At 38.5% G+C, this 25,462-nt stretch carries 30 protein-coding genes; 29 read left to right on the top strand and 1 reads right to left on the bottom strand.

The genetic code is table 11. From position 1 onward, the window contains the following. Positions 1 to 350: 350 nt before the first annotated feature. The 22 genes from ABES02_RS19525 (at position 351) to ABES02_RS19420 (ending at position 18,521) form a co-directional block, all read left to right on the top strand. Entirely contained in the window at positions 351 to 623 is a 273-nt protein-coding gene (locus ABES02_RS19525) for an HU family DNA-binding protein (protein WP_007084878.1), read from the top strand. Between the two features lie 149 nt (positions 624 to 772). Next, positions 773 to 1,339, top strand: a complete 567-nt coding sequence (gene folE, locus ABES02_RS19520; RefSeq protein WP_430138577.1) for a GTP cyclohydrolase I FolE — start codon at positions 773 to 775, stop codon at positions 1,337 to 1,339. Between the two features lie 24 nt (positions 1,340 to 1,363). After that, complete coding sequence (mtrB, locus tag ABES02_RS19515) at positions 1,364 to 1,600, top strand: trp RNA-binding attenuation protein MtrB (RefSeq protein WP_430138574.1); 237 nt, start codon at positions 1,364 to 1,366, stop codon at positions 1,598 to 1,600. A 190-nt stretch (positions 1,601 to 1,790) separates the two neighbouring features. Continuing rightward, on the top strand, positions 1,791 to 2,603 hold the full coding sequence (locus ABES02_RS19510) for a heptaprenyl diphosphate synthase component 1 (RefSeq protein WP_430138572.1): 813 nt from the start codon (positions 1,791 to 1,793) through the stop codon (positions 2,601 to 2,603). Between the two features lie 6 nt (positions 2,604 to 2,609). Continuing rightward, positions 2,610 to 3,314: a demethylmenaquinone methyltransferase gene (locus ABES02_RS19505; RefSeq protein WP_430138569.1), complete on the top strand. Its 705-nt coding sequence runs from the start codon at positions 2,610 to 2,612 to the stop codon at positions 3,312 to 3,314. A 46-nt stretch (positions 3,315 to 3,360) separates the two neighbouring features. Continuing rightward, positions 3,361 to 4,323 (top strand): heptaprenyl diphosphate synthase component II, encoded by a 963-nt coding sequence (gene hepT, locus ABES02_RS19500; RefSeq protein ID WP_430138566.1) that lies wholly within the window; start codon positions 3,361 to 3,363, stop codon positions 4,321 to 4,323. A gap of 108 nt (positions 4,324 to 4,431) precedes the next feature. Continuing rightward, positions 4,432 to 4,878 carry a nucleoside-diphosphate kinase gene (ndk, locus tag ABES02_RS19495; RefSeq protein WP_430138563.1) on the top strand — a complete coding sequence of 149 codons (447 nt, stop codon included), beginning with the start codon at positions 4,432 to 4,434 and terminating at the stop codon, positions 4,876 to 4,878. Between the two features lie 166 nt (positions 4,879 to 5,044). Further along, positions 5,045 to 6,217 carry a chorismate synthase gene (gene aroC, locus ABES02_RS19490; RefSeq protein ID WP_430138594.1) on the top strand — a complete coding sequence of 391 codons (1,173 nt, stop codon included), beginning with the start codon at positions 5,045 to 5,047 and terminating at the stop codon, positions 6,215 to 6,217. Beyond that, positions 6,217 to 7,287 (top strand): 3-dehydroquinate synthase, encoded by a 1,071-nt coding sequence (gene aroB / locus ABES02_RS19485; protein ID WP_430138560.1) that lies wholly within the window; start codon positions 6,217 to 6,219, stop codon positions 7,285 to 7,287. Before aroC ends, aroB begins: the two co-directional genes overlap by 1 nt. Positions 7,288 to 7,305: 18 nt before the next feature. Next, the gene (aroH, locus tag ABES02_RS19480; RefSeq protein WP_430138557.1) at positions 7,306 to 7,680 is read left to right on the top strand and encodes a chorismate mutase; all 375 of its coding nucleotides are present in this window, start codon (positions 7,306 to 7,308) and stop codon (positions 7,678 to 7,680) included. Positions 7,681 to 7,707: 27 nt separating this feature from the next. Further along, positions 7,708 to 8,796 (top strand): histidinol-phosphate transaminase, encoded by a 1,089-nt coding sequence (gene hisC, locus ABES02_RS19475; RefSeq protein WP_430138554.1) that lies wholly within the window; start codon positions 7,708 to 7,710, stop codon positions 8,794 to 8,796. A gap of 184 nt (positions 8,797 to 8,980) precedes the next feature. Continuing rightward, the gene (locus tag ABES02_RS19470; RefSeq protein ID WP_430138551.1) at positions 8,981 to 10,087 is read left to right on the top strand and encodes a prephenate dehydrogenase; all 1,107 of its coding nucleotides are present in this window, start codon (positions 8,981 to 8,983) and stop codon (positions 10,085 to 10,087) included. Positions 10,088 to 10,122: 35 nt separating this feature from the next. Then, positions 10,123 to 11,403: a 3-phosphoshikimate 1-carboxyvinyltransferase gene (gene aroA, locus ABES02_RS19465; RefSeq protein ID WP_430138592.1), complete on the top strand. Its 1,281-nt coding sequence runs from the start codon at positions 10,123 to 10,125 to the stop codon at positions 11,401 to 11,403. A gap of 264 nt (positions 11,404 to 11,667) precedes the next feature. Next, positions 11,668 to 12,933, top strand: coding sequence for a tetratricopeptide repeat protein (locus ABES02_RS19460; RefSeq protein WP_430138548.1), 1,266 nt, complete (start codon positions 11,668 to 11,670; stop codon positions 12,931 to 12,933). Positions 12,934 to 12,965: 32 nt separating this feature from the next. Continuing rightward, positions 12,966 to 13,532, top strand: a complete 567-nt coding sequence (locus ABES02_RS19455; protein ID WP_430138545.1) for a ReoY family proteolytic degradation factor — start codon at positions 12,966 to 12,968, stop codon at positions 13,530 to 13,532. A gap of 95 nt (positions 13,533 to 13,627) precedes the next feature. Beyond that, positions 13,628 to 14,092, top strand: a complete 465-nt coding sequence (locus ABES02_RS19450; RefSeq protein WP_430138542.1) for a YpiF family protein — start codon at positions 13,628 to 13,630, stop codon at positions 14,090 to 14,092. A 140-nt stretch (positions 14,093 to 14,232) separates the two neighbouring features. Then, positions 14,233 to 14,736: a ubiquinol-cytochrome c reductase iron-sulfur subunit gene (locus ABES02_RS19445; RefSeq protein WP_430138539.1), complete on the top strand. Its 504-nt coding sequence runs from the start codon at positions 14,233 to 14,235 to the stop codon at positions 14,734 to 14,736. A 3-nt stretch (positions 14,737 to 14,739) separates the two neighbouring features. Further along, positions 14,740 to 15,414, top strand: coding sequence for a menaquinol-cytochrome c reductase cytochrome b subunit (qcrB, locus tag ABES02_RS19440; protein ID WP_430138536.1), 675 nt, complete (start codon positions 14,740 to 14,742; stop codon positions 15,412 to 15,414). Between the two features lie 61 nt (positions 15,415 to 15,475). Beyond that, on the top strand, positions 15,476 to 16,252 hold the full coding sequence (locus ABES02_RS19435; RefSeq protein ID WP_430138533.1) for a c-type cytochrome: 777 nt from the start codon (positions 15,476 to 15,478) through the stop codon (positions 16,250 to 16,252). Between the two features lie 66 nt (positions 16,253 to 16,318). Next, positions 16,319 to 16,912 carry a DUF1405 domain-containing protein gene (locus ABES02_RS19430; RefSeq protein ID WP_430138589.1) on the top strand — a complete coding sequence of 198 codons (594 nt, stop codon included), beginning with the start codon at positions 16,319 to 16,321 and terminating at the stop codon, positions 16,910 to 16,912. 77 nt (positions 16,913 to 16,989) lie between these two features. Then, positions 16,990 to 17,778, top strand: coding sequence for a sporulation protein YpjB (gene ypjB, locus ABES02_RS19425; protein ID WP_430138587.1), 789 nt, complete (start codon positions 16,990 to 16,992; stop codon positions 17,776 to 17,778). Positions 17,779 to 17,840: 62 nt separating this feature from the next. Further along, positions 17,841 to 18,521, top strand: coding sequence for a zinc metallopeptidase (locus tag ABES02_RS19420; RefSeq protein ID WP_430138530.1), 681 nt, complete (start codon positions 17,841 to 17,843; stop codon positions 18,519 to 18,521). Between the two features lie 29 nt (positions 18,522 to 18,550). Here the strand turns inward: ABES02_RS19420 and ABES02_RS19415 are convergent, their stop codons facing one another. Further along, positions 18,551 to 19,423 carry a YitT family protein gene (locus tag ABES02_RS19415; protein ID WP_430138584.1) on the bottom strand — a complete coding sequence of 291 codons (873 nt, stop codon included), beginning with the start codon at positions 19,421 to 19,423 and terminating at the stop codon, positions 18,551 to 18,553. A 172-nt stretch (positions 19,424 to 19,595) separates the two neighbouring features. Here ABES02_RS19415 and ABES02_RS19410 point away from each other — a divergent pair, with 172 nt between their 5' ends. The 7 genes from ABES02_RS19410 to ABES02_RS19380 are packed head-to-tail and all read left to right on the top strand — an operon-like array spanning position 19,596 to position 25,183. After that, positions 19,596 to 19,940, top strand: coding sequence for a nucleotide pyrophosphohydrolase (locus ABES02_RS19410; protein WP_430138527.1), 345 nt, complete (start codon positions 19,596 to 19,598; stop codon positions 19,938 to 19,940). Between the two features lie 5 nt (positions 19,941 to 19,945). Further along, complete coding sequence (dapB, locus tag ABES02_RS19405) at positions 19,946 to 20,749, top strand: 4-hydroxy-tetrahydrodipicolinate reductase (RefSeq protein ID WP_430138525.1); 804 nt, start codon at positions 19,946 to 19,948, stop codon at positions 20,747 to 20,749. Between the two features lie 11 nt (positions 20,750 to 20,760). Next, positions 20,761 to 21,180 (top strand): methylglyoxal synthase, encoded by a 420-nt coding sequence (gene mgsA, locus ABES02_RS19400; RefSeq protein ID WP_430138523.1) that lies wholly within the window; start codon positions 20,761 to 20,763, stop codon positions 21,178 to 21,180. Then, on the top strand, positions 21,170 to 21,880 hold the full coding sequence (gene bshB1, locus ABES02_RS19395) for a bacillithiol biosynthesis deacetylase BshB1 (RefSeq protein WP_430138520.1): 711 nt from the start codon (positions 21,170 to 21,172) through the stop codon (positions 21,878 to 21,880). Before mgsA ends, bshB1 begins: the two co-directional genes overlap by 11 nt. A gap of 3 nt (positions 21,881 to 21,883) precedes the next feature. Then, on the top strand, positions 21,884 to 23,011 hold the full coding sequence (gene bshA / locus ABES02_RS19390; RefSeq protein WP_430138517.1) for an N-acetyl-alpha-D-glucosaminyl L-malate synthase BshA: 1,128 nt from the start codon (positions 21,884 to 21,886) through the stop codon (positions 23,009 to 23,011). 10 nt (positions 23,012 to 23,021) lie between these two features. After that, on the top strand, positions 23,022 to 24,206 hold the full coding sequence (locus ABES02_RS19385) for a CCA tRNA nucleotidyltransferase (RefSeq protein WP_430138514.1): 1,185 nt from the start codon (positions 23,022 to 23,024) through the stop codon (positions 24,204 to 24,206). Continuing rightward, on the top strand, positions 24,206 to 25,183 hold the full coding sequence (locus ABES02_RS19380; protein WP_430138511.1) for a biotin--[acetyl-CoA-carboxylase] ligase: 978 nt from the start codon (positions 24,206 to 24,208) through the stop codon (positions 25,181 to 25,183). Before ABES02_RS19385 ends, ABES02_RS19380 begins: the two co-directional genes overlap by 1 nt. Positions 25,184 to 25,462: the final 279 nt, after the last annotated feature.

Genomic DNA, 25,462 nt, shown 5'->3' with positions numbered 1-25,462 from the left:
ATTTTCCCTCTACTCGATTGCAATCTCGACAATAATCAATCCAAAAAAGTCCAATAAAGTAGAATTTTGTAGAACCAAAGAAAAGATTACCATAATTTCATGAAATCTTCTTGATATGCGGAATTTATTATGATAATCTTTTAACAGAATTACGTTATAGTGCTTGAAACCTTTATTTCATAAGGTTTTTTATTAAAAAAATAGATTTAAGTCAAAAAAGCGGCTAATTTGTATTCTTTTAGTAAGAAAACCGCGCTATGACGTATAGAAATTAGAAAAATTGTTTAGAAATGTAGATAAGTAATCTTATTTACGAATCTTGATAATTTCTTTGGGAGGAGGTGAATGGCATGAACAAGACAGAACTTATTAATGCAGTAGCTGAAGCTAGCGAGCTTTCTAAAAAGGACGCTACAAAAGCAGTTGATGCTGTTTTTGATGCGATTTTAGATGCTTTAAAAAATGGTGATAAAGTCCAACTTATCGGTTTTGGTAACTTTGAAGTACGTGAGCGCGCAGCCCGTAAAGGTCGTAACCCACAAACAGGTGATGAAATCGAAATCGCTGCTAGCAAAGTACCAGCTTTCAAACCAGGTAAGGCGCTTAAAGACGCAGTAAAATAATTACATAAATTTATTGCTTTAAGCGAACGCTTAAGAGCTAAGGTCATGGTGAAATTCCATGGCCTTTTTCTATTTTTTGCTTGAAGTTTAATGATTATGCTAATATGTATTTGTCTTTTATTTTTTGACGGACATAGGAGGAATTCAGAATGACAGAAGTGAATCGTGCCCAAATTGAAGAGGCGGTGCGTTTGATATTAGAAGCAATCGGAGAAGACCCAAACCGAGAAGGACTTCTTGATACACCTAAACGAGTGGCAAAAATGTATGAAGAAGTTTTTAGTGGTTTAAACGAGGATCCAAAAGCTCATTTTGAGACAATTTTCAGTGAGGATCATGAAGAGTTGGTATTGGTTAAGGATATTCCCTTTTACTCTATGTGTGAACACCATTTAGTCCCTTTCTTTGGTAAAGCACATGTTGCCTATATTCCAAAAAATGGCCGTGTCACAGGGTTAAGTAAATTAGCAAGAGCAGTAGAAGCTGTCGCAAAGAGACCACAGCTCCAGGAAAGAATCACGGCAACTATCGCGGATAGCATGATGGAAAAACTAGAACCACATGGCGTAATGATAGTCGTGGAAGCAGAGCATATGTGTATGACCATGCGAGGAGTGAAAAAACCTGGCTCAAAAACAGTCACAACTGCAGTTCGTGGTACCCTTGCTGACGATTCCGTAGCCCGGTCAGAAGTGCTTTCACTTATAAAGTATTAGTTATTAAAAATAGGGGTGTTAAACTTGGAAAATCGCAATTCACAAAATAGTGATTATGTGGTTATTAAAGCAATTGAAGACGGTGTTAGTGTGATCGGCTTAACTAGAGGATCCGATACAAGATTTCATCATTCAGAGAAACTTGATAAAGGAGAAGTGTTAATTGCCCAATTTACCGAGCATACTTCAGCCATAAAGATTAGGGGCCATGCAACAATCCTTACCCAATATGGTCAAGTGGAAAGCGAAATAAAGAAATAGGCGAGACTATTTCCTATAATTTTGTGAACACCTGCCCAGATACCTTCTTTTATGTTATAATGTTATTTGGCTTGTTTTAAAAATTGAAAGATTATTTTTTCTTAATTTACTTGGAATGAATTTTACATTGGGGTTAGGAAATAAGAATACATATAGACATTATTACTTCGGGGAAGCAAGGGTGATTAGAATGCAAGATATTCGACAAAAATTTACAGCTATTCTAGAAAAGGTTGAAAAAAGTGTTTTTGACGCATTCTTGCTCCAGTATATTAATATGCCGGTGATTGATGAGGATAAGTTGCTTATCCTTATTTCTATAATGGACCGTCTTGACTTACCTTACAATGAATTAGAAAATTTTACTTTGTCAACGATGCTAATCCAAATTGCCCTTGATACCCATGAACATATAACAAATGATGTGGAAAGTGAAAGAGGCAGACAGTTAACTGTGTTAGCCGGAGATTATTTTAGTGGTCTTTATTATAAACTCCTTGCAGATTCGGAAGATATCATGATGATTAAATCACTTTCCAATGGGATTAAAGAAGTAAATGAACATAAAATATCTGTTTATCACCATGAATCTGAGGGAATAGAAAAGTTGATGGCAAGTATTAAGATAATCGAGAGTGCATTACTTGCAAAGCTTTCGGAATACTTCAAAGTTGATTTCTGGAATGAATTCATTGAAAACCTATTCTTTTTCAAACGGCTGCTTCATGAAAAAAGACGATTTGTTCAAGAAGAAGGTACCGTGCTTTTTGAAGCTTTGAAAAAAATTATTTATCCAATAAATGAAACGAAATTAAATGATTTAACGAAGGATCAACAAAGACAACTATTAAAAATTGTGGATCATTATCTTGAACTTTCAAAAGTGGTCATTGAAAAAGGAATCCTGCAACTTCCTTACTTAAATAATTTTCTTGAAAAAAGGATTAACAATTTGTTAAATCAACACCAGCCATTTGCCAAAACTTTTGTGGAAGAAGGGTAAAATTATATGCAGCAATCGAAAGAACAACGAGTTCATCATGTGTTCGAAAAAATATCTGACAGCTATGATAAAATGAACTCTGTTATCAGTTTTCAGCAGCACATTAACTGGCGGAAGGACACAATGAAAAGAATGAATGTTCAGCCCGGTTCGAAGGCACTTGATGTTTGCTGTGGCACTGCTGATTGGACGATTGCCTTAGCAGAAGCCGTTGGACCGACAGGAGAGGTTAAAGGCTTAGATTTTAGTCAGAATATGCTAAATGTAGGAATTGAGAAGGTTAAACAACTTAAACTAAACCATGTTAACCTTATACATGGTAATGCAATGGAGCTTCCATTTGAGGATAACAGTTTTGATTATGTTACAATCGGGTTCGGCCTTAGGAACGTCCCTGATTACCTTCAAGTATTAAAAGAAATGTACCGGGTAGTGAAGCCAGGTGGAATTGCCGTTTGTTTAGAAACGTCGCAGCCCACTTTAATCGGGTACAGGCAGCTTTTTTATTTTTACTTCCGCTTTATTATGCCGTTATTTGGTAAATTATTTGCGAAAAGTTACAAAGAATATTCATGGCTGCAGGAGTCAGCACGAGATTTTCCAGGTATGAAAGAGCTTGCCCGCATGTTTGAACAGGCTGGTTTTAACGATGTGTTTTATAAATCTTATAGCGGTGGTGCAGCCGCAGTTCATATTGGCAAAAAAAAATAATAAAGTGTGTGCACGAAAGACAGGATGAAAAGCAGGGTGAATACAAATGAAATTAAAAATGATGTATTCATTTTTGAATTCGGATATTAACATAATTGAAAAAACGCTAGAAGAGACTATCCAATCAGAGTCTATTCTTTTGAGACAAGCTTCTATGCATACATTACAAGCCGGAGGAAAAAGAATTCGTCCTGTTTTTGTTTTGCTTGCTGGTAAATTTGGTCAATATGATATTGAGCGAATGAAAAATGTGGCTGTTGCCCTTGAATTAATCCATATGGCTTCCCTTGTCCATGATGATGTCATCGATGATGCAGAGCTTCGAAGAGGTGAGCCAACGGTTAAATCAAAATGGGATAATAAAACGGCCATGTATACGGGTGACTTTGTTTTTGCCCTTGCTCTCGAATTAATGACAAATATAAATAGACCTTTAGCACATAAAATATTAGCTGAAACAATAGTCGAAGTAACAGTGGGAGAAATTCAACAAATTAAAGACAAGTACCACTACAATCAAAACCTCCGGGACTATCTTCGTAGAATTAAGCGAAAAACAGCACTATTAATCGCCTCTAGCTGTCAGTTAGGTGCAATAGCGGCGAATGTAGAAGAATCCATTCATCAAAAGCTTTACCGTTTCGGCTATTATGTAGGGATGTCTTTTCAAATTATCGACGATATATTGGACTTTACGGGAACTGAAAAGGAATTGGGAAAGCCGGCAGGTAGTGATCTTTTGCAAGGAAATATTACGGCACCAGCCCTTTTTGCTATGGAAAATGCCCAGATCCGCAAAGAAGTAGAAAGAGTAAATGAACAAATGCATCCTAGTGAAATTGCCCCTATTATTTCGCTTATTAAACAATCGGGAGCAATAGAAAAATCAGTTGCCTTAAGTGACCTATACTTATCGAAGGCTTTTGCAATATTAGAGGAGTTGCCTGAAAATAAAGCCAAAAAAACGCTCCGTGATATCGCAAAGTTTATTGGTAGACGGAAATTCTAAAGGATTGTTTTTACCTTTGGTATTGCGAAATATTCAAAAAAATGATAATATTTTCGTGGATTGTTTCCGAAAACAATCATGATACATAACGAACTAGGAGTGGAATTCATGGAGAAAACATTTTTAATGGTAAAGCCAGACGGCGTTCAACGCAATTTAATTGGTGAAATCGTCGCACGGTTTGAAAAAAAGGGGTTCCAATTGGTTGGTGCTAAATTGATGAGCATTCCCAACGAACTTGCGGAAGAACACTACGGTGAGCACAAAGAGCGTCCTTTCTTTGGTGAATTAGTAGATTTCATTACTTCTGGTCCAGTTTTTGCAATGGTTTGGCAGGGGGAGAATGTCATCGCTACTGCTCGTCAAATGATGGGTGCTACAAATCCAAAGGATGCGGCACCTGGTACCATTCGCGGTGATTTTGGACTTACTGTAGGAAAAAATGTTATTCACGGCTCTGATTCACCTGCTAGCGCAGAACGTGAAATTGGTTTGTTTTTCAAAGAAGCTGGATTAGTTGAGTATACTAAATTAGTGAACGAATGGATTTACTAATTTAAATAAGACTAAGCACTTGTATAAAAATATACAGGTGCTTTTTTGTATCCGCATACAAAAAATTTATCTCTATTTTCGGAATAGTTCCACTATGTTTATTTCGCTGTATATGTTATATTGATACATAATTCTTTAATGAGTTGAAGGGGGAAAGAGTATGGGAATGAGGTACTTAACCGCTGGTGAATCCCATGGGCCGCAATTAACGACGATTTTAGAGGGATTGCCTGCGGGGATGCCATTATTAGTTGAAGATATTAATGAGGAGCTTGCTAGACGGCAAAAAGGGTATGGCCGGGGAAGAAGAATGCAAATCGAAAAGGATACAGCAGAAATCGCCTCAGGTGTTCGACATGGACAAACACTTGGATCACCGATTGCATTAGTGGTGAAAAACAATGACTGGAAGCATTGGACCAATATTATGGGAGCCGAAGCTTTAGAAGAAGGCGCGGAGGACGAGGTTAAACGGAAAGTAACCCGGGCCCGTCCTGGCCATGCCGATTTAAATGGTGCGATCAAATATGGTCACCGCGACATGAGAAACGTTTTGGAACGTTCATCTGCACGGGAAACAACTGTACGAGTAGCTGCAGGTGCTGTTGCCAAAAAGCTTCTTTCTTTAGTTGGCGTAAACATCGTTGGACATGTTGTTGAAATTGGCGGAGTCAAAGCTCAAGCTGATGAATCATTATCAATAGAGACGTTGAAAGAGCGGACGGAAAATTCACCTGTTCGTGTTGCGGACCAGAATGTAGAGCAAGAAATGATGAATGCGATTGATGAGGCCAAGAAAAATGGTGACTCCATTGGCGGCGTAGTGGAGGTTATTGTAACAGGCATGCCTGCTGGGGTGGGCAGTTATGTTCATTATGATCGAAAATTAGATTCCAAACTCGCTGGTGCAATCGTAAGTATAAATGCTTTTAAAGGCGTAGAATTCGGTATTGGCTTTGAAGCTGCCAGAAAGCCTGGAAGTGAAGTACATGATGAGATTGCATGGGACCCAGAGTTAGGGTATTACCGAAAATCCAATCGCCTGGGTGGGTTTGAAGGAGGAATGACAACAGGAATGCCGATTGTTGTCCGCGGTGTCATGAAGCCAATTCCTACCCTTTACAAACCTCTGATGAGTGTTGATATTGAAACCAAAGAGCCGTTTGCTGCAAGCATCGAGCGTTCAGACAGCTGTGCAGTTCCAGCGGCAGCTGTGGTTGCGGAAAGTGTGGTTGCTTGGGAACTTGCGAATGCGCTTGTTGACCAATTTTACAGTGACCGTTTTGAAACCTTTGCGGAAGAAATTAAAAGGCAGCGTGAATATGCGAGGGAATTTTAATGGAAACGATACACATCCAAACAGAGTCAAAACAGTATAATGTCTTTGTTGGGGAAGGTATTAGAAAAGATATTTACACCTTTTTAACCAATCATTTTCCAGGATTAACGAGAATACTAATTATTACGGATGAAACGGTTGCCTCCCTTCATCTTGAGCAATTACTTCCTATTCTAGAATCATGGAATCCTATAGTGTTTACCGCTCCCAGTGGTGAAAAGGCAAAAACTTTTGAAGTCTATTATTCGGCATTGTCAGCAGCTTTAGAAAACGGCCTCGACCGGAAATCGGTCATTTTAGCCTTTGGCGGTGGGGCCGTGGGGGATTTGTCAGGATTTGTCGCCGCATCCTTTATGAGAGGAATCCCATTTATACAAATACCGACAACGATTTTAGCTCATGATAGTGCTGTTGGCGGAAAGGTGGCCATCAATCATCCACTCGGAAAAAATATGATTGGAGCCTTTCATCAACCAGAGGCGGTAGTATATGACTTAGAGTTTCTCAAAACGCTGCCTGCACAAGAAATCCGTTCTGGGTTTGCTGAGGTTATTAAACATGCACTTATTTTTGATTTGGATTTTTATGAATGGTTGAAAACAAATGTAAATGACCTAGATTCGTTAACGATGGAGCAGTTGTCGGAATGTTTAATAAAGGGTATTAAAATTAAAAATGAATTTGTCAGTCAGGATGAAAGAGAAACGGGCATACGTGCTTATTTGAATTTAGGGCACACACTAGGGCACGCCATCGAGTCAGAAATGGGATATGGGAATTTTACCCACGGGGAATCCGTTATGATTGGGATGATTTTCGCCTTAAAGTTAAGTAAACAATTGCTAGGTCTTTCCTTTAATTTAGAAGAATTTACCCTCTGGGTGGAACAACTTGGCTATCAAACTAAAATTCCTAGCCATTTATCCTTCCAAAAGTTATTAAAAAAAATGAAACAAGATAAAAAGTCTGTTGGTGAATCAATACGCTTTGTCTTGCTCGAGGAAATAGGGGCACCTATTCTTCGTGAAATTTCCGATAATGTATTAATAGAACAGATGAAAAGTTTTTAAACAAGGGAGGTTTTTTTCATGATCAGAGGAGTGAGGGGAGCGACAACGGTTAGTACCAATACAGAAGAAGAAATCGTTTTTGCTACAGAAGTGCTGTTGTCAAAACTCATTGAGTTGAATCGTATTGAACCTGATTCTGTGGCATCCGTTTTTATTTCGACTACAGAAGATGTCACAGCCGCGTTTCCTGCCAAGGCACTGCGTAAATTTGAGGGATGGACATACGTTCCTGTAATGTGTATGAGGGAAATCCCTGTTCTAAATTCTTTAAAAATGTGTATCCGAGTTATGATGCATGTCAATACAAATCAATTGCAAAATGAAATTAACCATGTCTATTTAAACAATGCAAAGGTCTTAAGACCTGATTTAGATAATAGTTTGGCATTGTAGAAGAATTATACAAATGGGGTGGATAAAATGAGATGGAAAGAGCAATTACTTACATTGACTCCCTATCAGCCAGGAAAATCAATTGAGGCAGTCAAGAAGCAATATAATCTAGATAAAATTGTCAAACTCGCATCTAATGAAAATCCGTTTGGATGCTCCAAAAAGGTGCTCCCCGCAATACAATCGATTTCAAGCAATCTGGCGATATATCCGGATGGCTATGCAACAAATTTAAGAGCAGAATTAGCTGCATTTTTAGAGGTCGGCGAAGATGAATTAATCTTTGGGAATGGTTCTGACAATATTATTCAAATTATTTCTAGGGCACTTCTGCATCCTAATGCCAGCACTATCATGGCTACGCCAACTTTTTCACAATATAAGCATAATGCTGTTATTGAAGGAGCCATTATCAAAGAGATTCCACTTATAGATGGAGATCATGATTTAGAAGGAATGCTCGATGCTATTGATGAGAAGACAAATGTCATTTGGATATGTAGTCCAAATAATCCAACTGGTACATATATTCCAGAAAGTAAATTAATTTCATTTTTAGATAGCGTACCTGATCATATTTTAGTAGTCCTTGATGAAGCCTACTTTGAATACGTTGGTGCTGATGACTATTATGAGTCCATTAGCTTAACACGAAAATATCAAAATGTTATCGTTCTTCGGACATTCTCAAAAATTTACGGACTTGCTGCTTTAAGGGTTGGATACGGTGTTGCCCATTCATCGATTATCAAAGCACTTGAACCTGCACGGGAGCCGTTTAATGTTAATTCTTTAGGTCAAGAGGCAGCAATTGCTGCCATTAAAGATCAGGACTTTGTTGAGCAGTGTAAAGAAATAAATAGACAAGGGCTAGATCAATTTTATACGTTTTGTGATCAATACAAACTAAGTTACTATCCTTCACAAACCAATTTTATCTTAATTGATTTCAAAGTTGATGGTGATAAAGTATTTCAATCGTTATTAGAAAAAGGATTTATTACACGTTCAGGAAAAGCATTAGGATTTCCTACCTCCGTTAGAATAACGGTAGGCTCTTCTGAACAAAACGAAGGAGTACTAAAAGCAATAAGTGAATTTTTAGCTGAAAATTAATAACATAAATTAGATAATTGTCTAGCTCCAGCGCCCAGCGACTAGTGAACTTCGCTCTTCTCCCTACGATAAGTCAACATCGGCTCGCTATCGCTCTCCGTGTTTCCTTTATCTCAGTCGAAGCGCTCCAGTCCATCCGTCGCTAAACGGGCGCCTACGCTTTTCTAGTGGGGAGGAATTATTTTTGAAAGGCCGTGTTTTCGTCATTGGCTTAGGTCTAATAGGGGGATCTTTAGCTCTTTGTATAAAAAAAGACCATACACATTCAACAATTATCGGCTTCGATATTAATAGTGAACAAGCAAGACTTGCGAAAATGTTGGGAGTAATTGATGAAATTGCTGTCGATATTCAGGCAGGGGCCCTGGACGCTGATTTGATCATTATTGCTGCCCCAGTAAATGACACCAAAACAATTATTCAATCACTTTCTGAGCTCCCATTAAAGCCAGATGTGATCGTGACAGATACGGGAAGTACAAAAAGTAAAATTGTCGAAAATGCAATTTCCTTAAAGGAGCGGGGAATAACTTTTATTGGTGGTCATCCTATGGCTGGCTCACATAAAAGTGGTGTTTCTGCCGCGAAGGAAATATTATTTGAAAATGCCTTTTATCTTTTAACCCCTGAAAAGGATGCAGAGAAATCAAAGGTGATATTATTAAAAGATTGGTTAAAGGGGACCAATGCCAAATTCTTAACGATTACTCCCCAAAATCATGATTACCTTACTGGGATTGTTAGTCATTTTCCACATATCATTGCTGCATCCATTGTTCGTCAAACGGAAAAATTGTCAGAAGAGGATAGTTTAATCCCCCGTCTGGCAGCAGGGGGATTTAGAGATATCACCCGTATTGCTTCGAGTAGTCCAGAAATGTGGAAAGACATCTTAATAAACAATCGTGAAAACTTAATTGAACTTTTAAATCACTGGCAGGAAGAAATGGATTGGGTTAAAACCCTGTTAGAAAAAGAAAATAGCTCTGCTATTTTTGACTATTTTTATCAGGCCAAGGAATTCCGTGATGGATTGCCAATAAAAGAAAAGGGTGCTATTCCGGCATTTTATGATTTATTTGTAGACGTTCCGGATTATCCTGGGGTCATTTCTGAAATAACAGGATATTTGGCAACGGAAAAAATCAGTATCACAAACATACGAATCCTTGAAACACGTGAAGATATAAATGGAGTACTAGTAATAAGTTTTCAAACAGAAGAGGATAGGCAGAGAGCTGAACGCTGTATTCGTTCCTATTCAAGCTATGCTACGTCCATTGGTTCTTAATTTATTTGAATATAAAAGGTGATTTCATGAAGTCAATAGCACTTAAAACGAAAATTGATTCCTTAAGAGGAGAAATAACCATTCCTGGAGATAAATCGATCTCACATCGATCGGTAATGTTTGGTTCCATTTCATACGGCGAAACAAAGGTGACCAATTTCTTGCCCGGTGAGGATTGTTTAAGTACCATTTCCTGCTTTCGAAAGCTAGGAGTAACTATTAAGGAAGAAGAAAATGAACTCCGGATATACGGAAATGGCTTTGAAGGACTCAACGAGCCAAATGAAGTCCTGGATGTAGGGAATTCTGGTACAACCATCCGTTTGTTAATGGGGATTTTGGCCGGCAGACCTTTTTTCTCCTCACTTGTGGGAGATGCTTCGATTGGAAAACGGCCGATGACAAGGGTGACAGTCCCACTGGCAGAAATGGGGGCAGTACTAGATGGCCGCAAAAACGGTTCCTATACGCCCATTTCCATTCGCGGAGGTAAATTAAATCCAATTCACTACAAGCTTCCAGTAGCCAGTGCGCAGGTAAAATCAGCTCTAATTTTAGCTGGTTTACAGGCAGAAGGAATAACGGAAATCATCGAGCCTTCTGAAACTAGGGATCATACAGAAAGAATGATCCGCAAATTTGGCGGCGTCATTCAAAAAGAAAATCAAGTAATTACGGTAAAAGGTGGTCAAAAGTTGACTGCAGCAACGATTCACGTTCCTGGAGATATTTCTTCTGCAGCCTTTTTCTTAGTTGCTGGGGCCATTATTCCAGGCAGTGAAATCATTTTGAAAAATGTCGGATTAAACCCAACAAGAACCGGGATTATTGAAGTGTTGAAAAAAATGGGTGCTGACTTGGAAATCATTCAGAATGATAGCGACTCCTTTGAACCAGTTGGGGACCTCTTAATAAAATTCTCAAAATTAAAAGGAACAGTAATCGAAGGGGATTTGATTCCAAGGCTTATTGATGAAATCCCGATTATTGCCTTGCTGGCAACACAGGCTGAAGGGAAAACCATTATTAAAAATGCGGAAGAATTAAAGGTTAAAGAGACGAACCGCATCGATACGGTTGTCAATGAACTGAAAAAACTAGGGGCTTCAATTGAGGCGACAGAAGATGGAATGATCATAGACGGTGAATCTAAATTACACGGTGGCACGGTCTCAAGTCATGGAGACCATCGGATCGGCATGATGCTGGCAATCGCCGCTCTTCTTAGTGATGATGAGGTGTTCCTCGAAAATTCAGAGGCGATTTCTGTTTCATATCCTAACTTTTTTGCTCATTTAAATAGCCTGTTGAACTAAAAGCTGCAGTTATCTGCAGCTTTTTTTGTGCAAAAGTCATAATTTTTAGAATTTCCACATAGCTTGTCTATATAAAAAAGTTTCTTAGTTCCAATAATTTCTACACCAAAGAAGAAGGAAGCAAAGTCAATCATGTCGAATTGGAATGATAATCTCGAAAAAGAATCATGAAGGTTGATGAAGTGATTTTATTTCATTATCATGGTGATAGAAATGAAGTAAAACTTTATATGGGATGATCGTTTGATCTGGAGGTAAACGTCAATGGACAGAGTTAATAAAATTATTAACATGTTAGAAAACGGCCAACATAAAGAGGCCTTAAATGAATATAATGTTTTATTACAAAGCGGAATGCCTGATGAAAAATTTCTACTCAGTGAAGAGTTGTATCAGTATGGTTTTCTTGATGAAGCAAGAGCACTTGTAGAGAATCTTTTGGAACTGTTTCCTGAAGAGGGTGAGCTGTTAGTTCTTTTAGGTGAAATCCTAATTGAGGCTGGTGAAGAAGAAGAAGCTATTCTCATCTTAGAAAAAATTTCAGAACATGATGCTAATTTTGGGCAATCATTACTTTTGTTAGCTGACCTTTATCAAATTCAAGGACTTTATGAAGTTTGTGAAAATAAGCTTCTAAAGGCTAAAGAAATATTGCCGCATGAAATCATTATTGATTTTGCCCTTGGTGAGCTATATAGTGAACAAGGCGAAGTAAGGAAAGCTATGACCGCATATGAAAAGGTTGTAAGCGAAGAAAGTGAAATTGCAGGAATCAATATCCACCAGAGAATGGCAGACCTTTTAAGTGCTTCTGGAGTCTTTGAGGAAGCTTTAATCTATTATGATAAAGCACTAGATGAGAAATTAGAAATTAACACATTATTTGGATATGCCTTTACTGCACTGCAAGCGGGTTATAATCGAACAGCCATCGAAAAATTTAATGAATTAAAGGAGCTTGACCCTGAATATCATTCTCTTTATTTACATCTTGCTTTAGCATATGAGAGGGAAGGAGAGCTTGATTCTAGCTTAAGTGCCATCCAAGAGGGGATTAAACAGGATGAGTTTAATAAAGAGTTATTTTTCTATGGCGGCAAAATAGCTATTAAGCTTGGAAGCCTAGAGGAGGCAGAACAGTATTTTCGCGAGGCAATTGCCTTAGACCCAGGCTTTACCGAAGCTGCTCTCACCTTAAATAAGCTGTTATTCCAACAAGAAAGATATGAAGATGTTATTGATTTAATTTCGGCGCTAGACATTACCGAAGATGAAGAGCCACAGTTTTTGTGGGATTCCGCTCTAGCATTGGAAAAATTAGAGGAATATTCATCAGCATTAGACAAATATGAGAGCGCATATACTTTTTTTAAGAACAATGAAGCATTTTTACAAGATTTCGGATATTTTTTAATTGAGGAAGGAAAAACCGACCGCGCTGCCGAAATTTTTAAACAACTCCTAAATAATGATCCAACCAATTATGAATACTTAGATTTAATCGAACGTCTTACAAATTCTAAACAATAAAAAAGCTGAATTTGCAGAGGAGGGAAACTATCATGGCAACCCCTGTTTCTGTCAACGAGAAGAAGGACTTTATACGATGGTTTTTAAATCATTATCAATTAAAGAGAAGAGAATGTGTTTGGATTTTAAATTATTTAATGAGCCACGATCAATTAATGGAGAAGGTTCATTTTGTTGAGCAAGCACAATATTGTCCTCGAGGCTTGATTATGTCTACCCATTGTGTAGATAAAGTACCATTTCGCTTTTATAAGGAAAATGTGATGACCACTGATGCTGAAAAATCCTTTCATGATATTCGGCTAAATCGAGACGAAGATATTTTTATCCAATTAAACTTTCATGCTTCAAATCAGGCACACCAGTATGCAGCTGTCCTAGAGGAAAATCCTTTCGTTCCAAAACACCTTCAGGTTAATGAAAAGGATGGAATTATTGCAGAACAATTGCTGCAAAGAAGTATTGAACGCTTTCAACGTGAAAAGCTACTCCAATTAATCGACGAAGCACTCGATAAGCAAGATCGTAAAGCGTTTAGACTGCTAACAGAACAATTAAATAACCTAACCAAGTCTGAACCAAAAGGAAGTCTGCGTTAAGCAGGCTTCTTTTTTGCTTGCAACTTTATCATTTTATTGTTTTTGGAGATAATGATATTATAGTAATAGTGAATTCTTAAAGGTTGGTGCACACTATGAAATGGATACCTCAAGAAGTAGAGACATACCTAAATGCCAAGGAGTATGTTGATACCGCTGTTGTACCTTTATATTCGGTTTCAGTTGGGGGGGAAATGAAACAATCAGCATCAGCTGCTGAATTTATTACTTTATTAACAACCCATTTAGAAAGACAGTTTACGGGAAGAATAGTCTTGTTCCCACCATTTACATACCTGAAAAATCAAAACGAAGAAAAAGTATTAAGTGATTTATTAAATTGGGAGTCAGCCATCCTTCAGAGTGAATTTAAGCATGTTTATTACATTACCTCTGAAATTGAATGGAGAGCGATGACTGAAAAATTAAAGGGTGCAATCATTTGGCTGCCGGCCATTCCGCTTGAACAAATGAGTGATTCTCAGAAATTAACGATCATTGATAGCCAAGTAAAGCAAATTTTAACTCTTTTTACGCAAAAATGGCATGATAATATGTAAAACTATCCAGATTATATGTTTTTAAAATAGTATGATATTGACCTCGCTTGCAGATTGATATATCATTGTTATGTCCTAGTTTTATATGTGTTTAATTTGTGTCCGCTGGACTTAAATTCGTGAATAGAGGGGGGATAAGCATGAGTAAAGAGCGCGTTTCAAGACGTCAATTTTTAAGCTACACATTAACAGGTGTAGGCGGTTTCATGGCAGCAGGTATGTTAATGCCGATGGTTAGATTTGCTGTAGATCCTGTATTGAAGGCTGAAGAAGGCGGAAATTTCATCGCAACAAAGCAAAAAGTTTCTGAAATTACAGATGAGCCAGTGCGTGTTGACTTTACCTTCAAGCAAAAGGATGCATGGTATGAGTCAGATGTTACGAATACTGCCTGGGTTTATAAGGATGGAGACAAAATTGTTGCCCTTTCGCCTACTTGTAAACATTTAGGCTGTACGGTTAACTGGAATACGGACAAGGAGCATCCAAATCAATTCTTCTGTCCATGCCACTATGGCCGTTACACGAAGGATGGTACAAACATTAAGGGTACACCACCACTTCACCCGCTAGATGTATATCCATACAAGGAAAAAGACGGTTTCCTATATTTAGGAAAAGCAGAACCACGGAAGGAGGCGTAATCATTGTTAAACAAAATTTACGATTGGGTAGATGAACGTTTAGATATTACGCCAATGTGGCGCGATATCGCAGACCATGAAGTACCTGAGCATGTTAACCCAGCGCACCATTTTTCTGCGTTTGTTTACTGCTTTGGCGGTCTAACATTTTTTGTAACCGTAATTCAAATTCTCTCTGGTATGTTTTTAACCATGTACTATGTACCGGATATTAAAAATGCTTGGGAGTCCGTTTACTATCTTCAAAATGAAGTGGCTTTTGGACAAATCGTACGTGGAATGCATCACTGGGGTGCCAGTTTAGTACTTGTAATGATGTTTTTACATACATTGCGCGTGTTTTTCCAAGGTGCTTATAAAAAACCGCGTGAACTTAACTGGATTGTCGGAGTACTTATTTTCTTCGTCATGCTTGGCTTAGGTTTTACAGGTTACCTATTACCTTGGGATATGAAAGCGTTGTTCGCAACAAAGGTTGGTCTGCAGATTGCCGAGGCAACACCATTCATTGGTTCCTATGTTAAGGTGTTACTAGCCGGCCATGAACATATCGTTGGCGCGCAAACTTTAACAAGATTCTTTGCGATTCATGTGTTCTTCCTTCCAGGTGTATTGCTAGGTCTAATGGGAGCCCACTTCATTATGATTCGCAGACAAGGTATCTCAGGACCGCTTTAAAATTTTTTAACTGAAATTGTAATTTTATCTTATTTCTACGGAAAAAGGAGGGGATTGCTCGATGCATCGCGGTAAAGGTATGAAGTTCGTAGGTGACTCACGTGTGTTAGCGCCTGAACAACGAAAACAGAAACTTCCAAAAGATTACTCAGAATACCCTGGTAAAACAGAAGCGTTTTGGCCTAACTTCCTTTTGAAAGAATGGATGGTTGGTGCAGTTTTTCTAGTTGGCTTCTTATGTTTAACTGTTGCTCATCCGGCTCCGCTTGAAAGGATTGCGGATCCGACTGATACAGGCTATATTCCATTACCAGACTGGTATTTCTTGTTTTTGTATCAATTGCTTAAATATACATTTGCATCCGGACCATATACGGTAATCGGAGCTATGATTATCCCAGGTCTTGCTTTTGGAGGTTTATTATTGGCACCGTTTCTAGATAATGGACCGGAACGCCGACCAATGAAGCGTCCGATTGCAACTGGAGCTATGCTTTTGGCATTAGCAGCAACTGTATTTTTGACATGGCAGTCTGTTGCCACCCATGACTGGGCAGCAGCAGAGCGTCAAGGTAAAATTGTTGAAAAAGTTGCCATTGATAAGTCAAGCGCTGGGTATAAGGTTGCTAGTGCAAATACATGTATCACTTGTCACGGCGATAGCTTTCAGGGTGGTGCCGGTGCCCCAACACTAATTGGAACAGGCTTATCCGCTGCGGAAGTTGCCGAGATTGCTAAAAAAGGTAAAGGCGGTAAAATGCCAGCTGGAATCTTCAAAGGTACTGACGAAGAGCTTAAGACGCTTTCAGAATATATCTCAGGCCTTGGTAAAAAATAATAAATGCAGAAAAGCTGACGGACCATCGTCAGCTTTTTTCTTCAATTTGTGAAATGGGGAATTATGGTGCGATGGATTTATCCTCTTCTGGCAAATCGGAACGTGTTAATGCTATTACTAGTTGTTAATATAGTTGGAACAGTCTATGGATACTATTGGTATGGATGGCAGTTGAAAGAAACACCAGCAAAATTTCTCCTTTTTGTCCCTGATAGCCCAACAGCAAGTTTATTTTTTGTTTTTGTGCTCCTTGCGTTTATCATGGGTAAAAACTGGCCTTTAATAGAATCACTCGCCATCGTAACGCTTTTTAAATATGGAATATGGGCTGTTGTGATGAACATCCTTGTTTATTTTGTTCAAGGTGAATTAGATTTTGTTGGCTATATGTTGATTTTTTCGCATTTCGCAATGGCGGTTCAGGGTGTATTATATGCGCCATTTTATCGGATTAAGTGGTGGCACCTAATTTTAACAGCGATTTGGACCTTACATAATGATGTCATCGATTACGTCTTTTTTATGCTGCCTAGTTACCATATGCTTGACAAATACATACCCCAAATTGGCTATTTTACGTTCTGGCTGTCTGTTTGTTCGCTTGGTATAACTTATTATTTATGTTTAAGGCCTAGTCGCTTTCAACTCAAAATAAAATAGTTTAGACACACAGGTCTAACCTTGTCCAACCTTTCATACATTCTTATTAGTAACGAAAGGGGGGACAAGATTTGAAAATGAAATGGTTTTTATTATTAGCTATTATCATGATGCTCGCTCCCATTACTGTAAATGCCAAACAGCAATCGCCAATGGAGAAGCTCGACGATATTTCAGATGAAGCTCTCCAAATGGTGAAGTTTCATAGATATGATGATGCTAAAAAATTGCTTGATTACTTTTCAGATCAGTTTACAAGTATTACTGGTGTTGAACAGCCTTTAACAATGGATGAAGTCAGAATTGTAAACACATCACACGATGAGGCTGTGGAAGCAACCGTAAGCCCAAGCATGAAATATGAGGAAAGAATCAATAAACTTACAAAATTTCGTCTTGTTATTGATGCCATTGCAACAAGTCATCAACCATTATGGACAGAAATGGAAGACCAAATAATGACTTCCTTCCATCAAGCAAAGGATGCAGCCATTAATGGTGATTCTGCTCATTTTCATACTAATTTTAATTCGTTTTTATCCTTATATAATGTTATCTATCCTAGTATGAAAATTGATGTGCCTGTAGAAAATATTCAAAGATTAGATGCACGTATAAATTATATTGATGAATATCGTTCCCAGGTTGTTACTGATCTAAAAAGCAGACAGGAACTAGAAGCCCTAGATACAGATTTAAAAAATCTTTTTGCCAATTTAGAAGAGGATGAGGCAGACCCTTCTTTATGGTGGGTGATTATCTCGACCGGAAGCATTATTATCATGACTTTATCATACGTGGGATGGAGAAAGTATCAGGGTGAAAAAGGAATGGAAAAAGACCGTTCTAGAGATTTAAAGGATTGATGCGTCTAATTTCGGCATCTTACTAACAAAACTGCCATCAAGAGCTGATTTGGAGGTTCAATATGTCTTTTCTTTTATATTTTATTATCATTGCATTAATCCCATTGTGGGCCCAAATGAGGGTAAAAAGCACATTTGCTAAATACTCTCGAGTTGCATCCTCTTCCTATCGGAAAGGAGCTGAGGTAGCAAGGGAAATCTTAAGCGCAAATGGCTTATATAATGTTGCCGTTGAAGAAGGACGCGGGTATTTAAGTGACCATTATGACCCAAGGACAAAGACAGTTCGCCTTTCTCCCGAAAACTTTCATGGTCATTCGATTGCAGCGGCAGCCGTTGCAGCCCATGAGTGTGGACATGCCATACAAGATGCACAAGGATATGCATTCTTACGCTTTCGACATGCATTAGTACCCGTTGCCAACCTCGGATCAAATGCTTCTTGGATCCTCATTATGATAGGGATTATCTTTCATTTTAGCGGAATGCTACTACTGGGGATTATTTTCATGGGAGCAGCGGTCCTTTTTCAACTTATCACTTTACCAGTAGAATTCAATGCCTCTAGTCGGGCGTTGGATCAAATTGAATCGCTTAGATTAATTGGCAATGGTGAAGAGAGAGAGGCTAAAAAGGTATTAAATGCCGCCGCCCTTACCTATGTAGCCGCTGCAGCTGTTGCAGTATTAGAATTACTAAGACTAGTGTTTATTTTCACTGGTATGAATCGAAATGATGATTAAAAAGCAATGTCCGTAATTGGACATTGCTTTTATGTTTCAATCGGTTTTTTATTTTCATCAAGGGTAAAGCCTTCACCAAGGACATCGTGAACGATCGAGATCGATACAAAGGCATGCGGGTCGACTGAAGTGACTAAATTTTTTAAACGGATGATTTCATTTTTTGCGACCACACAATATAAAACGTCACGTTCACTTTTTGTATAGGAACCATATCCTCTAAGCGCCGTGACTCCCCGACCCATCTCATCCATTATTTTTTTTGCAATAGGGTCATTTTTTTCTGAAATAATCATCGCTCCCCTGGCAGAATAGGCTCCCTCCACAATAAAGTCAATTACTCTTGCACCAACAAAAACCGCCACAAGTGTATACATTGCTTGTTTATAATTTAAGTAGGTAATCAAGGATAAACCGATGACACAGGCATCAAAAGTAAACATCGTTTTTCCCATATTCCAGCCAGCATATTTTTGAACAAGCCTGGCAATAATGTCCACTCCGCCGGTTGTACCTCCATTGCGGAAGATAATCCCTAAGCCAATACCTGCAAAAACACCTGCAAATAAAGCGGCTAAGGTTAAATCGCTTTTTAAAGGCATTTCAAGCGGATAGCGCTGGAAAATCCAAAGAAATACAGAAACGGCGACTGTACCAATAATCGTATAAAAAAAAGCATTTCGCCCCAACAGCTTCCATCCGATAATAAATAATGGGATATTTAAAAGTAAGTTTGTATAGGATGGGTCCCATTTCCACAAAAAATATAGAAGTAGAGTGATTCCTGTAAATCCACCCTCGGCCAGCTTATTTTGCATATTAAAATTTACAAGTCCAAATGAAAAAATAGCTGCTCCTAATAGAATAAATAATATATTTTTAAATTTAAGGCCTAACACGATAAACATTCCTCCTCTTCCATAATTTTCTCTATCATTGCGGTTTTTATTATAGCGAATTAAATATATCGGAGCAATCTAAAGAGGAAAGTGGGGCATTTCAAACGAAAACATTTGTAAAACAGTCCTAATTTAGCTAACATGAAAAATAAATAGAGCTATGAGGTGGACATCAATGGACAACGGGAAATCAATGAAGGAGCTTCAACGCGAAGTAGATGAATACATAATTCAATTTAAGGAAGGTTATTTCAGTCCACTTGCGATGCTGGCAAGACTTACGGAGGAACTCGGGGAGTTAGCAAGGGAAGTTAACCATCAATATGGCGAGAAACCAAAGAAATCATCCGAGACCGAAAAAGCAATTGAGGAAGAGCTTGGTGACCTATTGTTTGTCATTATTTGTCTTGCGAATTCTTTAAATATTGACCTTGAGAAAGCTCACGACTATGTCATGCATAAGTTTAATACTCGTGATAAGAACAGATGGACAAGAATAAATGAGGAAAATAGGGAGTGAGATTAATGGATAACATTAGAATAATCATTGCCGGTCCACGTGGCCGAATGGGCAGTGAGGCTGTAAAACTAGTAACAGATACACAACATTTTACCTTAGTTAGTGCAGTGGATCATAAGTTTGATGGAATCATGCTTAGTGACTTAGAAGGCTTTCATTCTATACATAATGTACCTGTTTACAATGATATTGAGAAATGCCTGCAAAATGTCGAAGCAGATGTTTTAATAGATTTAACCACACCTGAAGTAGGTATGTACCATACCAAAACAGCACTATCTTATAACGTTCGTCCAGTTGTCGGCACAACTGGCTTCACAAAAACCGATTTAGAAGAGCTTGAAGGTATATGTAATGAAAAGGATTTAGGTTGTATTATAGCCCCGAATTTTGCAATTGGCGCCATCCTGATGATGAAATTTTCACAAATGGCTGCGAAATATTTTAACGACATTGAAATCATTGAATTGCATCATGACAAGAAGCTTGATGCTCCTTCAGGAACGGCCGTAAAGACAGCAGAAATGATATCTGCTGTAAGAGAAAAAAAGCAGCAGGGCCATCCAAATGAAAAGGAGACGATAAACGGGGCAAGAGGGGCTGACTTCGAGGGAATGCATATTCATTCTGTCCGTTTGCCAGGACTTATTGCCCATCAGCAGGTTTTATTCGGAGCTGACGGACAATCCTTAACCATTCGTCATGATTCCTACAATCGTTCCTCGTTTATGTCCGGAGTGAAAGTGGCTGTGGAAACAGTCATGAAACAAAATAAATTTGTTTACGGCCTTGAAAATATTTTAGATTAGGAGTCCAATTTATGAATATTGCTTTAATTGCTCATGATAAAAAGAAAAATGACTTAGTCCAATTCGCCATTGCTTATCAAACTATTTTTGAAAAACACTCATTATTTGCAACCGGGACAACAGGCCTACGGATTAGCGAAGCAACTGGTTTAGCGATTACCCGATTTCAGTCAGGACCGCTTGGCGGTGATCAGGAAATTGGGGCCATGATTGCTAAAAATAAAATGGATGCTGTGTTTTTTTTCAGGGATCCACTCACATCACAGCCGCATGAACCCGATGTAACGGCCCTTGTACGTTTATGCGATGTATATTCGATCCCGCTTGCTACAAATATGGGGACAGCAGAATTACTTATTAGAGGCTTAGAGCAAGGGTTAATCGATTGGAGAAATGTCGTCAAAGAGAATGGTGAAATTAATGAAGGATAACGGGTTGCATATTTTGGCATTCGGTGCCCATGCAGATGACGTTGAAATTGGCATGGGCGGTACGATTGCAAAACTAGCATCTGAGGGAAAACAAATCGGCATTTGTGATTTAACAGATGCTGATCTTTCTTCAAATGGGAACGTAGCCTTAAGAAAAGAGGAGGCAGCTCATGCTGCCGAAATTCTTAAAGTTCCAGTTCGTAAGTCACTGGGTTTTCCTGATCGTGGCTTATTTCAGTCCGAACAATACATACGAACGATTGCAGGCATAATCAGAGAATATAGGCCTAGAATCGTATTTGCACCCTATTTCGAAGATCGGCATCCTGATCACGGAAATTGTGCCCGCCTTGTTGAGGAGGCTGTTTTCTCAGCTGGGATTAAGAAATATGAAACAGATGGCGAAAATCAGCCACATAGGGTAGAGCGAGTTTACTTTTATATGATTAACGGTTTTCATAATCCGGATTTTACAATTGATATCTCAGCTGTAATAGATAAAAAGCTTGCAGCTTTAAGGGCCTATAAAAGTCAATTCGAAAAAACAGAACAAACCATTGAAACACCACTAGTTAACGGATATATAGAAACTGTTGAGGCTCGGGAAAGAATGTTTGGCAAGCTAGTTGGCGTGTCCTATGCAGAAGGCTTTAAAACAAAAGTTCCTATCCTTTTGAATCGAGATTTGATTGGAGAATAGACGATGAGGAAATTAAAAATTGGGATTACTTGCTATCCAACAGTTGGTGGTTCAGGTGTTGTCGCAACTGAACTAGGAAAAATGCTTGCGGAAAAAGGGCATGAAATTCATTTCATCTCATCAAGTATTCCCTTTAGATTAAATAAAATTTACCATAACATTTACTACCACCAAGTAGAAGTGAACCAATATTCCGTTTTTCAATATCCGCCCTATGATATTGCTCTTGCAAGTAAGATGGCAGAAGTAGCAAATCGTGAAAAACTGGATATCCTGCATGTTCATTATGCCATTCCACATGCTGTTTGTGCTATTTTAGCCAAACAAATGGCCGGCAGGGATCTTAAAATTGTTACCACTCTGCACGGTACGGATATAACGGTGTTGGGTTACGACCCATCACTAGCTGATGCGATTAAATTTGGCATAGAAAAATCTGATGCAGTTACGGCTGTGTCAAAAGCTCTTGCAAGTCAGACATATGAACTTATTAATCCAGATAAACAACTTGACACGGTCTATAATTTTATTGATGAACGAATTTACCATAAATCCGACGCAATCGTTTTAAAGTCAGAATTTGAGATTCAACCAGACGAAAAGGTCATTATTCATGTCTCTAATTTTCGAGCTGTAAAAAGGGTGCCAGACATAGTCAAAACCTTTGCGAAAATTTCCGCTGCCATGCCTGCGAAATTATTGTTAGTGGGTGACGGTCCTGAAATGACCATTGTTTGTAAACTGGTCAGGAAACTTGGCTTAGAGAGTCAAGTTATTTTTCTTGGTAAACAAGAAAATCTCGAGGAATTATACTCCATTAGTGATTTAATGCTGCTTTTATCGGAAAAGGAAAGCTTTGGGCTTGTTGCCCTGGAAGCGATGGCCTGCGGTGTGCCCTGTATTGGGACCAACGTTGGCGGAATGCCGGAAGTTATTAATAATGGGGATACTGGGTATATTTGTGAAGTAGGAGATATAGAAGATATTGCCACAAAAGCGATTACGCTATTAAAGGATGAAAAGCTCCACCAACAATTTTCAAATCGGTCTGTTGAAACTGTAAAAACAACATTTAAGGCTGAAACAATAGTGGAACAATATGAACAAATATACTTTAAGTTATTGGATTAAGGTGAAAGATATGATAGAACCATTTTTATCAGCTAGTCCCGTTTTGGAGAGACTGGAAGAGGCTGGATATGAAGGTTATTTTGTGGGTGGGTCGGTAAGAGATTTTCTTTTGAATAAACCAATTCACGATGTCGACATTGCCACCTCGGCAACGCCAGAAGAAGTGAAAAAGGTTTTCCCGAGAACAGTGGATATTGGGATAGAACATGGAACAGTTCTTGTTTTATTTAATAATGAATCATATGAAATTACCACCTTCAGAACCGAAGCAGAATATTTGGATTTTCGAAGACCAAAAGAGGTTTCTTTTATTCGCAATCTTAAAGAAGACCTTCAGCGAAGAGACTTTACGATGAATGCCATTGCGATGGACCGTAATGGGAATCTAATTGACCCTTTTAATGGAAAGCAGGCAATAAACGAAAAGGTCATTCAAACCGTCGGTTCGGCAATGGACCGTTTCCGAGAAGATGCTTTAAGAATGATGAGAGCAGTACGATTTGTCAGCCAGCTCTCCTTTACCATCGAAAGCAAAACGGTTACTGCTTTAACCAGGTTAAATCCATTACTTGAAAAAATTGCCGTTGAACGAAAAAGAGCAGAATTTGAAAAACTTTTACTCGGAGAGAATCGAAAAAACGCAATAAATATCCTAATTAACACTAACCTATATTCTTTTTTACCGGGCCTTACAAATAAAAAAAAGCATTTAGAGGATTTGCTTACTTATGAAAGTGACAATCTGAATGTAAAAGAAATGTGGTCCATTCTACTGTTCTGTTTAGGACTTAAAGATAAAGAACTCGAGACATTCTTACGAGATTGGCGATTACCTGTAAAAGAAGTTAGGGAAATTCAAATGACGTTAACCTACTTAACCAAAAGACTTGAACAGGAATGGTCTGTTTATGATTTGTATATGGCTGGTCATGACACAATTAAATCTGTTGAAAAGCTTTTCCTTGTTATAAAGGGGATAAAAGAAACGGAATCAGTTCGGTTCTGGTTGGAGGTATATGATAAATTGCCAATTAAGCAACGGACCGATATGAATGTGACAGGAAGTGACTTGATGGGTTGGTTCCATAAAAATGGAGGGCCATGGCTTAAAGAAACCCTTTTTGAAATCGAACAGGCTATTTTACTTGGAAATGTAGCGAACGACCATCAACAAATTAAGGAGTGGCTATTGTAGTGCAGTCAGAATTAAGGAAGGAATTGTTAGATGCATTCACAAACGCTGGGGAAGCTTACTTATCAGGGCAGCATCTGGCAGATTTAGTTGGCTGCTCGAGAACCGCAGTCTGGAAGCATATTGAAGAATTAAGGAAAGAAGGCTTTGAATTAGAAGCGGTAAGAAAGAAAGGGTATCGAATCGTAAAGACACCTGAAAAAATTACAGCAGATGAGATAAGACTAGGACTAACAACTGATTTTATTGGCAAGAACATCCATTACGAAGAAAGTGTTGAGTCCACCCAAAAGATTGCCCACCGTTTCGCATCCGAAGAAGTGCCTGAGGGAACGGTGATTATTGCCGAGGAGCAAAGGTCTGGAAAAGGCAGAATGAACCGAAAATGGCATTCCCCGAAATATACCGGTATTTGGATGAGCCTTATCCTTCGTCCAAATATTCCTCTTACAAAAGCACCGCAGCTAACCCTATTAACAGCGGTTGCCATCGTTCAGGCTATAGAAGAGGTGACTGGACTTACACCCGAAATTAAGTGGCCGAATGACATTCTAATTAATGGAAAAAAAATAACGGGTATTTTAACCGAATTACAAGCAGAGGCTGACCGAATCCACTCGATTATCGTTGGTATGGGAATCAACGTAAATCAAAAGAAAGAAGATTTTCCGAATGAAATCCAGGATACAGCTAGCTCACTTTTTATTGAAAAAGGAGAAACTATCTCACGTGCCAGTTTGATTCGGAGTATTTTCAAGCAATTTGAAAAATTATATTTGCTATATTTAGAACAAGGTTTCTTGCCAATCAAACTTCTATGGGAAAGCTATGCCGTCAGCATAGGGAAAATACTTAAAGCAAGGACTTTGACAAGTGTCATTGAAGGGAAAGCATTAGGAATTACAGAGGATGGAGTGTTATTGCTCGAAGATAATTCTGGAACGATTCATCACGTCTATTCAGCTGATATTGAACTATAAAATGTATTAAAGGTAATTGCTAGTTTAGAAACCTTGTTGATTGGAGCGGAAGGCACGAAGACTCCTGCGGGAGTACGGGGCAGGGGAGACCCCACAGGCGCATAGCGCCGAGGAGGCTCCACGTACCGCCCGCGGAAAGCGAAGTGTCTGGAGCGAAAATCAACAAACTGAATAAATATTAAAGTTCCTTGTACACTTTTCAATTAATTTGTTATAATTTCATTGGGCAGTATCCCATGGAACTGCACCTTGTAAGTTAAACAACAATTAAAAAGGTTT

Origin of the sequence: Neobacillus pocheonensis (genome assembly GCF_050477905.1) — a bacterium.
In the GTDB taxonomy this organism is placed as follows: Bacteria; Bacillota; Bacilli; order Bacillales; family Cytobacillaceae; genus Neobacillus; species Neobacillus pocheonensis_A.
Note: the sequence above shows the minus strand (reverse complement) of the source record. Positions and strands in the feature narration are given on the sequence as shown.

Coding starts and splice junctions, on each gene's coding strand:
- aroB (WP_430138560.1), top strand. CDS start 6,217: ATGGAAACGATACACATCCAAACAGAGTCAAAACAGTATAATGTCTTT.
- ABES02_RS19445 (WP_430138539.1), top strand. CDS start 14,233: ATGAGTAAAGAGCGCGTTTCAAGACGTCAATTTTTAAGCTACACATTA.
- ABES02_RS19525 (WP_007084878.1), top strand. CDS start 351: ATGAACAAGACAGAACTTATTAATGCAGTAGCTGAAGCTAGCGAGCTT.
- bshA (WP_430138517.1), top strand. CDS start 21,884: ATGAGGAAATTAAAAATTGGGATTACTTGCTATCCAACAGTTGGTGGT.
- ndk (WP_430138563.1), top strand. CDS start 4,432: ATGGAGAAAACATTTTTAATGGTAAAGCCAGACGGCGTTCAACGCAAT.
- ABES02_RS19435 (WP_430138533.1), top strand. CDS start 15,476: ATGCATCGCGGTAAAGGTATGAAGTTCGTAGGTGACTCACGTGTGTTA.
- mgsA (WP_430138523.1), top strand. CDS start 20,761: ATGAATATTGCTTTAATTGCTCATGATAAAAAGAAAAATGACTTAGTC.
- hisC (WP_430138554.1), top strand. CDS start 7,708: ATGAGATGGAAAGAGCAATTACTTACATTGACTCCCTATCAGCCAGGA.
- ABES02_RS19505 (WP_430138569.1), top strand. CDS start 2,610: ATGCAGCAATCGAAAGAACAACGAGTTCATCATGTGTTCGAAAAAATA.
- ABES02_RS19420 (WP_430138530.1), top strand. CDS start 17,841: ATGTCTTTTCTTTTATATTTTATTATCATTGCATTAATCCCATTGTGG.
- folE (WP_430138577.1), top strand. CDS start 773: ATGACAGAAGTGAATCGTGCCCAAATTGAAGAGGCGGTGCGTTTGATA.
- ABES02_RS19510 (WP_430138572.1), top strand. CDS start 1,791: ATGCAAGATATTCGACAAAAATTTACAGCTATTCTAGAAAAGGTTGAA.
- aroC (WP_430138594.1), top strand. CDS start 5,045: ATGAGGTACTTAACCGCTGGTGAATCCCATGGGCCGCAATTAACGACG.
- ABES02_RS19385 (WP_430138514.1), top strand. CDS start 23,022: ATGATAGAACCATTTTTATCAGCTAGTCCCGTTTTGGAGAGACTGGAA.
- ABES02_RS19450 (WP_430138542.1), top strand. CDS start 13,628: ATGAAATGGATACCTCAAGAAGTAGAGACATACCTAAATGCCAAGGAG.
- aroH (WP_430138557.1), top strand. CDS start 7,306: ATGATCAGAGGAGTGAGGGGAGCGACAACGGTTAGTACCAATACAGAA.
- ABES02_RS19410 (WP_430138527.1), top strand. CDS start 19,596: ATGGACAACGGGAAATCAATGAAGGAGCTTCAACGCGAAGTAGATGAA.
- dapB (WP_430138525.1), top strand. CDS start 19,946: ATGGATAACATTAGAATAATCATTGCCGGTCCACGTGGCCGAATGGGC.
- ABES02_RS19455 (WP_430138545.1), top strand. CDS start 12,966: ATGGCAACCCCTGTTTCTGTCAACGAGAAGAAGGACTTTATACGATGG.
- ypjB (WP_430138587.1), top strand. CDS start 16,990: ATGAAATGGTTTTTATTATTAGCTATTATCATGATGCTCGCTCCCATT.
- ABES02_RS19460 (WP_430138548.1), top strand. CDS start 11,668: ATGGACAGAGTTAATAAAATTATTAACATGTTAGAAAACGGCCAACAT.
- bshB1 (WP_430138520.1), top strand. CDS start 21,170: ATGAAGGATAACGGGTTGCATATTTTGGCATTCGGTGCCCATGCAGAT.
- hepT (WP_430138566.1), top strand. CDS start 3,361: ATGAAATTAAAAATGATGTATTCATTTTTGAATTCGGATATTAACATA.